We start from the raw sequence: 14,024 nt of genomic DNA, 5'->3' as shown, positions 1-14,024 counted from the left end.
CGGGAACAAGCGGGCCGCTCGCGGTGTTGCGGGCCGGCCTTCCAGCGTCATCGTTCCAGGAGCGTGCATGCATCCCGTGACCCGATGCCTCGCGGCTGTCCTGCTGGCCACCGTCGCAGGCCCGGCGCAGGCGCAGTCCACCCCGCCAGCCCCGAAGCGCACCTACAGCATCTCTCCCGAGCGCACCGAGCGCGTCCGCTCGAAGTACACCAAGTTCGAGTACCGCATTCCCATGCGGGACGGGACGCGCCTGTTCACCTCCGTCTACGTCCCCGCGGACGCGTCACCGGGGAAGCGCTATCCCATCATCCTGGTGCGCACACCCTACAGCGTCGCGCCCTATGGCGTGGACCGGTATCCCCCCGCGCTGGCCCCCACCGAGGCGTTCGAGAAGGACGGCTTCATCTTCGCCTTCCAGGACGTGCGCGGGCGCAACATGTCCGAAGGCGAGTTCGTCAACGTCCGCCCCCACAAGCCGAAGAAGGCCGGGCCCAAGGACTTCGACGAGAGCACCGACACGTACGACACCATCGAGTGGCTGGTGAAGCGCGTGGCGAACAACAATGGCCGCGTGGGCCAGTGGGGGATTTCGTACCCCGGCTTCTACGCGTCGGCGGGCGCCATTGATTCGCACCCGGCGCTCAAGGCGGTGTCGCCGCAGGCCCCCATCGCCGACTGGTTCTGGGATGACATGCACCGCCACGGCGCCTTCAACCTGGCGCTGGCGTTCAACTTCTTCTCCACGTTCGGCAAGCCCCGGCCCCATCCCACGGACAACGAGGAGTGGCAACGCTTCGAGCACGGCACGCCCGACGGCTACCAGTTCTTCCTGGACCTGGGTCCCCTGGGCAACGCGGACGCGAAGCACATGAAGGGGGACGTCGCCTTCTGGAAGGACGTCACCGCGCATCCCAACTACGACAGCTTCTGGCAGGCGCGGAACCTGCTCCCGCACCTGAAGAACATCAAGGCGGCGGTGCTCACGGTGGGCGGCTGGTACGACACCGAGGACCTCTACGGCCCCCTGCGGACCTACGCCGCCATCGAGAAGCAGAACCCCGGCATCTCCAACAGCCTCATCATGGGCCCGTGGCCGCACGGCGGCTGGCAGCGCGGCGGAGGCGAGTCCCTGGGCGACGCGGACTTCGGCTTCGCCACCAGCGAGGCCTACCAGACGCTGGCGCTGGACTTCTTCAAGCACCACCTCAAGGGCGGCGCGAAGCCGGACGTGCCGGAGGCCATGGTGTTCGAGACGGGCGCCAACCGCTGGCGCCGCTTCGACACGTGGCCGCCCAAGGGGCTGCGCGAGACGCGGCTGTACTTCCAGCCCAAGGGGGGCCTGGCCACGACGGCGCCGAAGACGACGGGCGCGTCCTTCGCCGAGTACGTGAGCGACCCAGCCAAGCCCGTGCCGTACACGCAGGAGATGATGACGGGCTGGAGCAAGGACTACATGACGGAGGACCAGCGCTTCGCCGCGCGCCGGCCGGACGTCCTGGTGTTCGAGACGGAGCCGCTGGAGCGCGACCTCACGCTGGCGGGACCGCTGGAGGCGGAGTTGTGGGTTTCCACGACGGGCACCGACGCGGACTGGGTGGTCAAGCTGGTGGACGTCAACCCGGGCAAGGTGCGCGGGTGGCGCAAGGGCGATGAAGAGCAGGGGAAGAAGAACCGGGGCCATCAGCAGACGCTGGTGCGCGGCGAGCCCTTCCGTGGCCGGTTCCGCGACAGCTACAGCGAGCCCAAGCCCTTCAAGCCCAACGAGGTGACGAAGGTGCGCTTCGTCATCAACGACGTGTTCCACACCTTCCAGCGTGGGCACCGCGTGATGATCCAGGTCCAGTCGAGCTGGTTCCCGTTCATCGACCGCAACCCGCAGACCTACGTGCCCAACATCTTCGAGGCGAAGGAGGAGCACTTCACGCGCGCCTTCCACCGCGTCTACCACTCCGCGGCGAACCCCAGCTTCATCAAGGTGGGCGTGCTGCCCTCGTTGGACGAGTAGCGCGAGGGCCCCCACGCGGCCCCCTCCGTTCGTCGCCATCAGGGCTGCTTCTGTGCAGCGGCGAAGGGAAGGGTGTTGTCGTGGGGGTGCCGGCCTTGCGTTCCTGTTACCCTGGGGCTTCATTCACGCGGTGGCACCTGAAACGGGAGGGACATGACCGGCACCCAGGGGCCCGACACCGGGCTGGTGCGGCTGGATGGGAGTGAGGGCGAAGGGGGCGGCCAGATTCTCCGCTCCGCGCTGTCGCTGTCGCTCATCACCGGCCGCCCGTTCCACATCACGCGCCTGCGCGAGCGACGTGATCCGCCCGGTCTGCGTCCCCAGCACCTGGCCTGCGTCCGCGGCGCCGAGGCCCTGTGTGGCGGCGCCGCTTCTTCCGAGGGCGCCACCGTCGGCGCCTCCGAGCTCTCCTTCACCCCGGCCCCCGTGCGCGCCGGCGACTACCTGCTGGAGGTGGGCACCGCGGGCAGCACGCCGTTGCTCTTCCAGTGCCTCGTCTATCCGCTGGCCCTGGCCGGCGGAGGACGGCTGACCTTGCGAGGCGGCACGCACCTGTCGCACAGCCCCAGCTTCCACTACGTGGCCACCGTCTGGCAGCCGGTGGCGCATGCGTATGGCTTGCCGGTGTTGCTGTCCCTGGTGCACGCCGGCTTCTACCCGGAGGGCGCGGGGGAGATTGTCGCGGAGGTGGGGCCGCCGCAGGAGCCGCCCCGGCTGGTGGAGCTGCCCGCGCGAGGCATGTTGCGCGAGGTCCGCGTGTCGTCCTTCACCGGCGGGCTGCCGTTCACCATCGCCGAGCGTCAGTCGCGGGCCGCGGTGGGGGCGCTGCGTGAGCGAGGCATCCTGGCGGAGGCGGACAACCGCCCGCTGGCGGTGACGCGTTCGGTGGGGACCGTCACTTTCGTCCTGGCCCAGTTCGAGCACACCATCGCGGGCTTCACCGCGCTGGGAGAGCGGGGCCGCCCCGCCGAGGACGTGGGCCGCGAGGGAGGCGAGGCCCTGGCGCGGTTCATGGAGACGGGTGGGGCGCTCGATGAGCACCTCGCCGATCAGATTCTCCTGCCCGCCGCGCTGCTGGCCGCCGGGCGCCTGGGGCCGGCGTCACCGGGCACCACGCGCTTCACGGCGGCGCGAATCACCGACCACCTCACCACCCACGCCCGTGTCGTGGAGCGCTTCCTGCCCGTGCGCGTCACGGTGGATGCGGGAGGTTCGGTGGAGGTCCGGCCCGCGTGAAGTCCGGGCCGGAACCGGCTCAGGCCGCTTCGTCGTCGCCGCGGTTGGCGCCGAAGGTGTTCTGCCCGGCGATGTCCTTGGACGTGTTCCGGTACGCGCGGATGCCGAAAGGCACGGCGACCACGAACACGAGCCCCGCGAGGCCGATGGCCATCCACGGAATCGGCTTCTGCTTGAGCTGGACGTCCTTGCCGTAGGAGTTGAGGTTGTTGCCCATGGCGCGCTGCTTGGCGGCCTCACGCTCCTCGGCGGTCATCTCGCGGGGGGCCTGGAAATCCTGGACCTGCTTGCGAGGCTGGGCCAGCGCGGCACCACCCGAGCTGAGCGCGAGGACGAGGAACATCCGGGGAACGAGGTATCGCATATGGCGGGGGAGGCTATCACGACCCAACGGATGGACTGAACAGGGCTTGCACGCTGAGTGAGCGTCCATTACGGGCCGGGGACCCACATTTCCACTCCGGACGCCATGCTGCGCCTGCCCTTCATCGTCCTCGCCAACCTGTACCTCCTTCTGGTCTCCCTGCTGGGCGCCCCATTCCGAATGATGGCCGCCAGCCACCGGCCCGCCTACGTCCGCTTCCGGCTGACGGGGAACCCGCCGTACCGCGAGCGACGCCGGCGCCGGTTGCAGTTGGGGGGCAGCCGCCCCGAGCCGTCGGATGTCACGTCCGTGGAGCGCCTCCGCGAGTCGTTGGAGCTTCTGGCGAAGGACGGCCGGGTGAAGGGCATCCTCCTGGAGGTGGAGGACCTGGCCGTGCCCGCGGCGAAGCGGGATGCGCTGGTGGCGGTGTTGAGGGCCTTCCGAGCCCAGGGCAAGCGGGTGGTGGGCTGGGCGGTCCACGTGGACAACGAGGGCTATGCCCTCCTGTGCTCGACGGACGAGGTGCTCCTGCCCCCCATGGGCCGCGTGGAGCTGGTGGGCTACGCCGCTGAGGCCACTGCCTTGGGCGCGGGCCTGTCGCGCGTGGGCATCCGGCCGCAATTCATCCGGCGCGGGGACTACAAGACGGCGCCGGAGCTCTTCACCAGGCCCGTCGTGTCGGACATCCAGACGCGGACGGTGGAGTCGTTCCTGGATGAGCGCTACGCGGACCTGGTGGACGTGGTGGCTCGGGGGCGGCGCAAGACGCCGGAGGAGGTCCGGGCGCTGATCGACCAGGGGCCCTTCAGTGCTCGCCGGGCGGTGGACGCGGGGCTGGCGGACGCACTGGTGAGCGAGGCGAACCTGCCCGCGCACCTCGGGCTGGCGAAGTCGGGGGACGGGGAGGAGGAGATGGAGCTGGAGCCGATGGAGACCTATCTCTCCACGGTTCCGTTCCCGCCGGTCCGTTGGAAACGGCTGCGGCGGAACCCGCGCGTCGCGGTGGTGCCCGTGTCTGGAATCATCATCCCGGGCAAGGGGGCCAGCGGGAAGATGGCGACCTCGGAGACGGTGGTGAAGGCGCTGCGCGCCGCGGGGCGGGACAAGCGGTCGAAGGCGGTGGTCGTCTACATCAGCAGTCCGGGCGGGACGCCGCTGGCGTCGGAGCAGATGCTGGAGGCCGTGCAACGCGTGGCGCGGAAGAAACCCGTCATCGCGTACATGGACCGGGTGTGCGCCAGTGCGGGGTACATGGTGGCGGTGGGCGCGAAGGAGATCTGGTCCGCGCCGCACGCCATGGTGGGCTCGATTGGTGTCTTCGCGGGCAAGTTCGACATGTCCGGGCTGATGGAGAAGCTCGGGGTGCACAAGACAGTGCTGGTCCGGGGGCAGAACGCGGCCATGCTCTCGTTCTCGCGTGGCTTCACGCCGCAAGAGGAGGCCACGCTGGAGGCCGAGGTGGAGGAGATGTACCAGGCCTTCCTCGACATCGTCGCGAAGGGGCGGGGACGGACGAAGGAGGAGATCCACCAGTTGGCGGAGGGCCGCGTGTACTCGGGCGTTCGCGGGAAGGCCGTTGGATTGGTGGACCAGGTCGGGGGTTTCGAGGAGGCCTGCCGCCACGCGCTGTCGCTGGCGAAGGTGCCGGCGGCGGAGCGGTTCGAAATCATGACCTATGGCGCCCCCAAGCAGCGGGTGAACCTGTTGAAGCTGTTGATGGGGGCGTCCCATGCGCAGACGTATGCGCTGTGCCCCACGGCTTTGAGCCTGGATGGGCTGGGCGGCACGGAGGCGTTTGAAGATGCCGCGCGCTTCGGGGTGGCCGACGTGGTGGGTAGAGTGTTTCCTGATGACCAGTGGCCATTCGGGGGCTGACGGGCGCGAGCGGTAGACTGGAGGGATGCTGAAGGCACTCGCGTTGCTGACCGCATCCTGTCTGGCCCAGGCGGAGGCTTCTTCCGCCGCGAAGGTGGAGGAGAAGCTGCCGTTCGTCACGAGCCTCCACTTCGAGAATGACGTGCTCGCCAAGAGCGACCGGCTCTACACGAACGGCGTCCGCATCGAGCACTTCGGGGAGTACGACGGGTGCCGCTCCATCGCGCGGACGCTGCGGCTTCCGGACGGCGTGCAGCACCGGTACCTCTGTGGCGGCTCGCTGGCGCAGAATATGTACACGCCCAGCCGCATCGTTCCGCTGCCGGAGCAGGAGGTGTTCCCGGATCCGAACGACCGGCCCTACGGAGGCTGGCTGCACGGCGGCATCTTCTTCCAGCACATCTATGCGGGGAGGGCGCCTGCGGACTCGTCGAGGCTGACGCTCCAGGCCACGGTGGGCGTCACGGGGCCGGCGTCCGGGGCGGCGCAGACGCAGCGCTGGGTCCACCGGACGCTGAACGACATCTTCGGGCGCACGGTGGCAAGGATTCCGGTGGGTTGGGAGAAGCAGTTGCCCACCGAACCCGCGTTCCACTTCTCCGCACTCCGCGAGCAGCCGCTGCTCTGGAGCCCCGTGGTGGACGTGACGTGGTCCGCCGGGGCGATGCTGGGCACGGTGTTCGTGAACGCGAGCCTCGGCGGGACGGTCCGTGTGGGCTATCTGGCTCGGCCGTATGGCCTGGCGCCCATCATGCCGTCCGTGGTCAAGGAACTGGAGGCTCAGCGGGCTCCGGGAGAGGCCTCCTCGGAGCTGATGGCCATTCGAGATGAACGCGCCTGGGAGGCCTACCTGTACGCCCGGGGGCAGGTGAGGGTGGTGGCGAGGAACCTGTTCCTGGACGGAACGCTCTTCCGTCCGAGCATCAGCGTCCGGAAGGCGCCCATCGTCGGGGACAGCGAGTTCGGCGCGGCCTTCCGGGCGGGCGGGTTCCAGTTCGGCCTGAGCATGGTCTTCCGCTCTCAGGAACTGGCCGACCCGCCGAACCCGCTTCTGTCAGGGCACCGGTTCACCCAGATTCAGCTTTCGTATCTTCACTGAAGCCAGGGTGGGGGGATGACTCAGACGAGTAGTCTGACCTGTCTCAGGTCAGGGGGTGCGAGCGCCAGGTTCCTTTTGGGGAGGTGGTGTGGTGGTCAGGGTCTCCGGATTGACCTGGGCCAGGACGTCTTCCTTCACCTCCACCTGGGTCTTGTCCTTCAATGATTGGACCAGCTCATCGAGTGCTTTCGCACGACGTTCGGACTCCATTCGCTGAACGATGCGTGACTTGACCTGATCAAAAGTCTGGTTGAGCCCCACCTGACGAGCCTGCAACAGGAGCAGATGGACTCCCGTGTCCGTTTCGATGGGCGCCGAGAGCTGACCAATTGCCTTCAGCGCGAATGCCGACTCTGCAAGGGATTCGCCCCCCGCGGCCACCATTTCATCGCGGGTCAGGAATCCCAGGTCGCCGCCTTGCGATTGCGTCATGGTGTCCTGAGAGTGGGTGCGCACGGCCGTATCGAATGCCTGCTTCACATTCTCACTGCGCTGAATCTCGGCGGAAAGCCGAGCGGCCTGGGCCAATGCCTTGGCCCTTTCCGGACTTCCACGGGGAGCCTTCAGCAGCAATTGATTGACGCGCACTCTGGGAGGCTTCACGAACTCGGAAACATTTGCATCGAAGTAGGCGCGAGCTTCCTCGTCGCCCACAGCCGCACCTCCCGCGGATTCCGTGTGCGTCTTCACGAGTTGCTGAACCATGACTTTTTCAAGCATGGCGCGGACTTCCGGATCCGAGTCCAGCCCGCGGCGCCTGGCCTCCTGAACCAGCAATTCAAACCGGACAAGATTGTCCAGGAATTCCTTTTTCTTTTCCTGAGAGGAATAGCGGGAACGCACGAAGGACGGTTGCTCGGCGAGCTTGGCTTCGAACTCCTGCTTCGTGATGCGCCCCTCGCCCACGATGGCCACCACGGGTCCTTCCTCTTTGGAAGGATTTCCCGTCTTGCTGCGTTCGCATCCACCCGCACCCAGTGTCAAAGATACGGCCAGTGAGGCCGTTCCCACCCACCGAAGCTGCCTGACCATCGAGCACTCCACCTTGAAGTCTGCATCCACGGACGCTGATCCGGGATTGGTGCAATTGAATGTCACATGTCCGACGTCGGACAACTGCCTTGCGATCTTTCTCACATATAGAGTAATTCTGCCGTCGGACGGAATAGCGAGAATGCAAGCACGATGAAGCGCGCGATGGGGCTGTTGAAGTGGATCTATTTCTGCAGCCTGCTCGGTATATCGGCGTGCGAACGGGCTGCGCCTGCGCCCGCTGGGCTCTCGGCGAACGTTGTTGCCCGCTTCAAGGGCGGGGTGGTGACCCAGGAAGAGGTCCTTCGCGAAAGTCAGCGGCTCCCGCCGGGGCTGCGGGTGCGTTTCGAGCAGGGCACAGGGCGGGAGGAGTTCATCCGCTCGATGGTCGATAAGCGGTTGCTGGCACTTGAGGCCGAGCGGCTCGGGCTCACCCAGGACCCTGAAATCCGCCGTCAGGTTCGGGAGTTGGAAGAGCGGCTGACCATCCAGGCGCTGTTGGCCCGGGAGGAGAAGGCGGCCGGTGCGCCGACGGACCAGGAGGCTCGGGCCTACTATCAGGGCAACGTGGAGCGCTTCGCCCAGCCCGAGCGCCTGCGGATCGCCCGCATCCTCGTGTCCGTTCCGCCTGGAAGCCCCCGCTCTGCATGGGGGCAAGCCCTTCAGCGCGCGGAGGGCCTGCGCCGACGCATCGTCGTTGGTGGTGAGTCCATCGCAAAGGTCGCGGAAGCAGGGGATGGGCCAGAGCGGACCCGTGGCGGAGAGCTGGGGCTGTTAGCCCGAGGCGAGTTTGGCGGTGCGGCCCTGGAGAAGGCGGCGCTGGCGCTGAAGAAGCCGGGCGAGGCAACCGCCGTCATCGAGGAGCCCGCTGGGGCTGTCATCCTCGTGCTGCTGGAGCGCCAGGCCGCGAGGGTGCCCCCGTTCGAGGAGGTTCGGGAGGTCGTGCTGGGGCAGATGGCACCCATGCTCCAGCGGCGTGTCTTCGAGCAGGTATTGACGCGACTGCGGAAAGAGGCCTCAGTCGAGCTCCCGTCCGGGGGGGCTCGGGCAGCGGCGTCAGCGGGCACCGATACGGTGGCGCAGCACTGACGCATTCGTCGTGGTGGGCGTGAGGCGCGGCCGAGACTGACCGCGCGTGGTCTTCGTCGGATTCGAGGGGGAGCTGTGCTCCTGGATAACCTGAAGCGGGGCCTGGCGCTCGTCGCGCTGGTGGCCGGACTTGTTGGCGCGGGAAACGCCCATGCGCAGTCGCGCGTGGCCACGGTGTTTCCGCTGACCCCCTTTCGACCGGGAGCGACCGCCGTCGACCTGGGCATGTCCGTCGAGGGGGATGTCCGTCAGCTTCGGGTCGCCGTGAAGGCGACATCTCCGTCTGCTGGCACGCTGGTGGACGTGCGAGACGTGGTGGTCAATCAGGACCTCGCGGGCGCAGTCCCGTTCCACGTTCGCGTGCCACTGCGCCAAGAGCTCCCCGCGGACGCAATCCTGGAGATCAAGGCCGAGCCAGCGGAAGAGGGCACCGCCACGCCCCTGATTGCCCGGTACGACCTGACCCAGGAAGCGCCTGTCTTTCCCGCGGGCGCTGTCCGGGTCAACGCCAGCCAGGAGCTGACGCACCTCATGGTGAGCGTCCGCGCCCAAGGTCCGGTGGCCCATGCGGAGCTGACGCTCGTGGGCGCCTCTGTCGAGGCGCTGCGACGGGTCCAAGGCAGCCTCAGTGACGCGGAGTCCGTGGCCTTCTCCAGCGTACGCCGACTGGTGGCGCGCCCCAGCGAGCAGACCTCGAGCCAGGTCGACTTCATCGTGCCTTTGCTCGATGGAGCCCAGGTCCCGGCGGACGGCGTGGTCGTGGTCGATGTCGCCGTGCATGACCCCTACGGACGGGTGGTGAACACCTCTGCCGTCGAGTTCACCAGCGGGCGCGCGTTCGATCCGCTCGTGGACGTCACGATCAGCCCGGATCCATTGCTGCTCTCTGGCGGGTACGGATCCTCCGCCCAGGTGCAGGTGACGGGGCATTTCTCGCTCGCGGGCGACGTGAATCTCAGTGGCTCGTTCCAAGGCGTCACGTACGAGTCCTCCGATTCCTCCGTTTTCGTGGTCTCGCCAGAGGGGCTCGTACAGGCGAGGCATGACGGAACGGCCGTGCTGACCGCGACCTTCGCGGGCGTGAGCAAGACTGCCGAGGTCGTGGTTGACTCGGACGCAAGCCTTATCGGCATCCAGATGCTTCCGCTTCAGCCCAGGGTGGAACGCGTCGGCGGGACGCTGACGTTGCGTCTAGAGGGAATCCTGTCAGATGCGGCGGCGCCTTCGGGCGAGCGTCGTGTCGACCTCACGGCCGGGGTGCTCGGTACGACGTGGAGCTCCGAATCGCCCGATGTGGCCGCGGTAGGACGGGATGGCAAGGTGACCGGGCTGCGCCCTGGCGTCGCGCGGATTCGCGCGGTGCATGATGCCTTCAATACGTTCCTCGATGTGACCGTGCGCGACGGTATGCCCACGGTTCGTGTGGCGGCCCCCTCCACGGTGACGGCGGGCACCTCCTTCGACTTCCATGCGACCGCGACGGACGACATTGCCGTGTCTTACGTCGAGTTCCTGATCAACGGCGCTCCGGCGGGGCGGGATACCGAAGCGCCGTATTCGATGCGCATCCAGGCGCCCCCCTATGGCGGTGCGACGCTGACCCTGTCTGCGGCCGTTGTCGATAGCAGTGGTCAGCGTACCGAGGCCACCGCGGTGAAGGTGCGTGTGGCCGGAGTTCCCGCGCCCAGCACCCAGCCCGTCGTCATCGAGTTGCCCGCGCCTGGCGCACTGCTGGTCCAGGGCCTGCCTCAGGTTCTGCGCGTCACCAGCGGATCGTGGGCGGGTGGGGGACTGTCGACGGAAGATTTCCAGCTCGTTCGGTATTACGTCGACGACGTCTTCGCGGGCTCGGTGGACCTCCCTCGCGTCGAGGTTCGTAAGCACCCCACGAGCGGGGACGTCATCCCGGTTCCTCTCTGGGAGCTCACCTTCACGCCGCGGAATGGGACGGCAGGGACGAGTCTGGCCTTTCGAGTGGAGGCACTCGATCGAGGCGGCGCCCTGGTTCGATCCGACACGCTGCTGGTGCGCGTTGTCGCCGACGCGCCGCCGCTGCTGAATGTGGACCAGCCTCGTAGCGCCACCGTCAACGCCGTCGCGGGGGCGCCGTTCCGGGTGACGGGCACCGTGAGCGACGATGCGCTGGCCTTCGGTACCCAGCTGTCACTCACCGTGGATGGAACCACGGTGGATGCTGTGCGAATCGCACGCGGCGGGGCCGGAGGGTCCCCCTTGGGGAGCGAGCGCTTCAGTCTGGCCTGGACGCCGACCACCGCGGACGTGGGGCGTGCTCGTCGGCTCGAGCTGACGGCAACGGACAGCGCGGGCCAAATCGTCTCCCGGCTCTTTACCGTCACGGCCAAGGCGAATGCGCCGCCGCAAATCTCCATTCTGAGCCCTTTGGCGTCCACCACGATGGTGGGGGGCAGTCGGGTCCGCCTGACTGCGCTCGTGGTGGATGACACCGAGGACCCCGTCGAGGTTCGTTGGATGGCGGGGGACTCCGTCTTCGGCAGGGCCTCCGTCGCGCCATTCGAAGCGTTCTACACGTTGCCCCCGGTGGTTGAATCGACGGAGGTGACGCTGATCGCCGAAGCGCGAGATGCCGCTGGGAACACGACTCGGACCGAGGTGAAGATCTTCGCTGTTCCGGACACCAAGCCTCCGGCCGTGTCCTTCGTCGTTCCGAAGGATGGGACTTCCGTCCCCAGGACGAGTGACGTGCTGGCCACCGTGGCGGGCCTGGATGACGTCGCCGTGTCCAAGGTGGAAATCCTCCTGAACGGCAACGTCATCTTCACGGACAACGCACCTGGAACGAACGGAAGTGTGCGTGGATCGTTCGTGACCCACACGGTGCTCACGGAAGCGCAGCTGCAGGGGGCGACCCAGCTCACCTTGGTGGCCAAGGCGTATGACACGTCGAACAATGTCGGCGTTTCGCCACCGGTGGAGCTCCACACCAAGGATGATGAGCCTCCGAGCGTGTCGTTCGCGCTTACCACCCCCACCGAGGCCACTGCGGGCACCATGGTCCACGTGGAGTTGCTCGCCTCGGATGACGTGGGGGTGACGTCGGTGGAGCTGTTGGTCGACGGTCTGTCGCTGGGCACCGACAACGTCGCGCCGTACCGCTTCTCGTTCGACGCAAAGAGCACGCCGGGCATCGTGCGGATGGAGGCGCGTGCGCGTGACCGTGTCCCCGACCGCGTGACGACCGCTGAGAAGTTCCTCACGGTTGTGGAGGACACCCGCAAGCCCATGGTGACGTTCCGCGCACCGCTCCCCGGTGCGCCCGTGTTCACGGGACGGCCGCTACAGGTGGATGTCGCCGCCTCCGACGACGTGAGAATCGCGAAGGTGGAGTTGTTCGCGCCCGAGAGCCTGGGGGCTCTGACTCAGGCGGACACGGACGGCTTGTTCCAGGTGTTCAGCTGGTCAATCCCCGCAGTTGCAACGCCTGCAGGCCAGAAGTTGCGGCTTCGTGCCGTGGCGACGGACTCATCCGGACTTGTCGCGGAGCGGGAGCTCGACGTGGCCGTAGTCGAGGATCTGCCTCCCGTGGTGACGCTGACGTCACCCGCGGCGGGTACCCCCTACAAGGAGGGTGAAGACGTGCGAATCGTCGCCACCCTGGGAGACGACGACGGCATCGTCGGCATGGTGGGGCTCTCCGGTGGCCAACGGCAGGGCACGCTGCCCGAGACAGGGCCGGTGATACCACTCAGTGCCCAGCAATTCTTCACCGTGTGGGCTCCCATCATCAGCAAGGGTGCGCCTCCCTCAGTGGGTGTGGAGGCCCGGGACACGGGAGGGCAGGCGGGCAAGGCCGAAGTCCACCTCACGATTCGCCCGGATACCGAGGCACCCACTGCTCAGTTGCTGGCGCCCGCGCCGCCGAGCACGGGCGGCCCTCTTTCAGTCCGGGTCAACGGCGCGCTCGGGATGCGTGTCGCCGTAGAGGACGACGTCCGAGTGGCTCGGGTCGACGTGGAACTGGTGACGCAAGCGGGGACGGCGGTGCCCATTCCCAACGCGGACGCCATCCTCTCCGCCAAGGACAGCCGATATGAGGAAACCCGCGTCCCCAATCCCCTGGCCCCAGGGGAAATCATCACCAGCCGGCGCTTCTTCTCGAGTTTCGAGGGCACGCTCAAGCTCCAGGGGATTGAACAGGGCCGCTACACGCTCCGGGCGAGGGTTTTCGACCCAGCGGGCAACGCTACGCCGACGTCGGACCTGGAGCTCGACATCGTCCAGGCGCAAGACACGGAGCCACCCCGCGTTTCGCTGAAGTTCCACGGGACGCCATCCGACAAGTCCTGCGTGGCTGGCTCTCAGGTCAGGCTCCAGCTTGATGTGACGGATGATGGGACCCTCCAGACGCTTGTCGCGGAAGTCGACGACAAGCCGCTCGACGTGGAGCCCTTCGCTCCCGGGCCGTCCGCCACCCGGAGCTGGCAGCTGACCTTGCCTGCGCTGGGTACATTTGGTTCCCGCAGCTACACCGCCAAGGCCCATGCAACCGATGCCGCGGGCCGTACCACCCATGCCAGCGTGACGTGCGAGCTGGTGGCGGACGTACCGGCGGTGGTTCGTTGGGTGCAACCCTCGAGTGGGGGCGGGCTGATCGAGGAGGCGGTGCAGGCCGTCCAGGTGGATGTCGAGGAGGACACAGGCATTGGTGCGGCATGGTTGCTTGCGACGACGCGCCCACCCGCGAATTTCAGCAGCGATGGCCAGTTCCTGCTGCCAACCCCTGGCGCGACGGGCGTCGCCTACGGATCGGCCATTCGCCTGGCGTTCGGTCAGGACCAGTCGTTCGCGGTTGATGCGGGCCCCACCGCGCTGGAGGTCAGCGCACCGGTAAAGGGCACCGTGGAGGGAGATCCCCAGCGGCTCATCCTGAGCGTGGATCCCGACGCAGCCCCTGGTCTCCAGGCCGAGGTCCACTACCGGTTCACCGTGACTCCCGGGATGGAGACGAGCCCCAACGTTCAATCCTTCCTGGCCAGGCACCCTGGAGGCGTGCGCCGGGTGGATTTGAGCGAGGCACCGCACCAGGCGAACCTGACCTTCCCCTCTGGCATCCTCGTGGAGGATGTCCGGGTGTCGTTCCTCCCGCAGGCGGGAACGAATACGGCCTCGGCGATTTCGGACGTGGGCGTGCACTACGAAAGCCAATTCGTCCAGGTCCGGGCGACCGCGGCGGGTGAACGGCTGACGGTGCAGCCGTGGACGATGACCGTGCCGCCTGGCCGGCCAACCGTTGCAAGAACCGACTACCGCCTGCCCTCGGCCTGGTCCCCCAGCCCACTGGAGCT

Annotated in this window: 8 protein-coding genes (1 of these 8 running past the window's edge); 6 read left to right on the top strand and 2 right to left on the bottom strand. The window is 67.5% G+C overall.

The features are described from left to right. Positions 1-67: 67 nt before the first annotated feature. Positions 68-2,005 (top strand): CocE/NonD family hydrolase, encoded by a 1,938-nt coding sequence (locus tag BLU09_RS32290; protein ID WP_090494391.1) that lies wholly within the window; start codon positions 68-70, stop codon positions 2,003-2,005. Positions 2,006-2,158: 153 nt separating this feature from the next. Next, on the top strand, positions 2,159-3,241 hold the full coding sequence (rtcA, locus tag BLU09_RS32285) for an RNA 3'-terminal phosphate cyclase (RefSeq protein ID WP_090494389.1): 1,083 nt from the start codon (positions 2,159-2,161) through the stop codon (positions 3,239-3,241). Positions 3,242-3,260: 19 nt separating this feature from the next. Here the strand turns inward: rtcA and BLU09_RS32280 are convergent, their stop codons facing one another. After that, positions 3,261-3,584 carry a hypothetical protein gene (locus BLU09_RS32280; protein ID WP_090494387.1) on the bottom strand — a complete coding sequence of 108 codons (324 nt, stop codon included), beginning with the start codon at positions 3,582-3,584 and terminating at the stop codon, positions 3,261-3,263. A gap of 78 nt (positions 3,585-3,662) precedes the next feature. On the opposite strand from BLU09_RS32280, the gene sppA reads away from it, so the two are divergent. Next, the gene (gene sppA / locus BLU09_RS32275) at positions 3,663-5,480 is read left to right on the top strand and encodes a signal peptide peptidase SppA (protein WP_090494385.1); all 1,818 of its coding nucleotides are present in this window, start codon (positions 3,663-3,665) and stop codon (positions 5,478-5,480) included. Positions 5,481-5,505: 25 nt separating this feature from the next. Continuing rightward, complete coding sequence (locus BLU09_RS32270) at positions 5,506-6,579, top strand: lipid A deacylase LpxR family protein (RefSeq protein WP_090494383.1); 1,074 nt, start codon at positions 5,506-5,508, stop codon at positions 6,577-6,579. A gap of 48 nt (positions 6,580-6,627) precedes the next feature. Here BLU09_RS32270 and BLU09_RS32265 read toward each other — a convergent pair whose 3' ends face one another. After that, positions 6,628-7,611, bottom strand: coding sequence for a peptidylprolyl isomerase (locus BLU09_RS32265; protein ID WP_090494381.1), 984 nt, complete (start codon positions 7,609-7,611; stop codon positions 6,628-6,630). 153 nt (positions 7,612-7,764) lie between these two features. On the opposite strand from BLU09_RS32265, the gene BLU09_RS32260 reads away from it, so the two are divergent. Beyond that, positions 7,765-8,700, top strand: coding sequence for a peptidyl-prolyl cis-trans isomerase (locus BLU09_RS32260; protein ID WP_090494379.1), 936 nt, complete (start codon positions 7,765-7,767; stop codon positions 8,698-8,700). Positions 8,701-8,775: 75 nt separating this feature from the next. Beyond that, positions 8,776-14,024 carry the 5' end (the start) of an Ig-like domain-containing protein gene (locus tag BLU09_RS32255; protein ID WP_090494378.1) on the top strand. The gene runs 25,813 nt beyond the window's last position, so only the first 5,249 of its 31,062 coding nucleotides appear in the window; the start codon lies at positions 8,776-8,778; its stop codon lies beyond the right edge, outside the window.

Source organism: Myxococcus virescens, assembly GCF_900101905.1.
Classification (GTDB): domain Bacteria; phylum Myxococcota; class Myxococcia; order Myxococcales; family Myxococcaceae; genus Myxococcus; species Myxococcus virescens.
This window is presented reverse-complemented; position numbering and strand designations above follow the sequence as displayed.

What these genes read in the sequence shown, in the direction of transcription:
- BLU09_RS32265 (WP_090494381.1), bottom strand. Translation starts at nt 7,611, where the DNA reads ATGGTCAGGCAGCTTCGGTGGGTGGGAACGGCCTCACTGGCCGTATCT.
- BLU09_RS32290 (WP_090494391.1), top strand. Translation starts at nt 68, where the DNA reads ATGCATCCCGTGACCCGATGCCTCGCGGCTGTCCTGCTGGCCACCGTC.
- BLU09_RS32260 (WP_090494379.1), top strand. Translation starts at nt 7,765, where the DNA reads ATGAAGCGCGCGATGGGGCTGTTGAAGTGGATCTATTTCTGCAGCCTG.
- BLU09_RS32270 (WP_090494383.1), top strand. Translation starts at nt 5,506, where the DNA reads ATGCTGAAGGCACTCGCGTTGCTGACCGCATCCTGTCTGGCCCAGGCG.
- BLU09_RS32280 (WP_090494387.1), bottom strand. Translation starts at nt 3,584, where the DNA reads ATGTTCCTCGTCCTCGCGCTCAGCTCGGGTGGTGCCGCGCTGGCCCAG.
- rtcA (WP_090494389.1), top strand. Translation starts at nt 2,159, where the DNA reads ATGACCGGCACCCAGGGGCCCGACACCGGGCTGGTGCGGCTGGATGGG.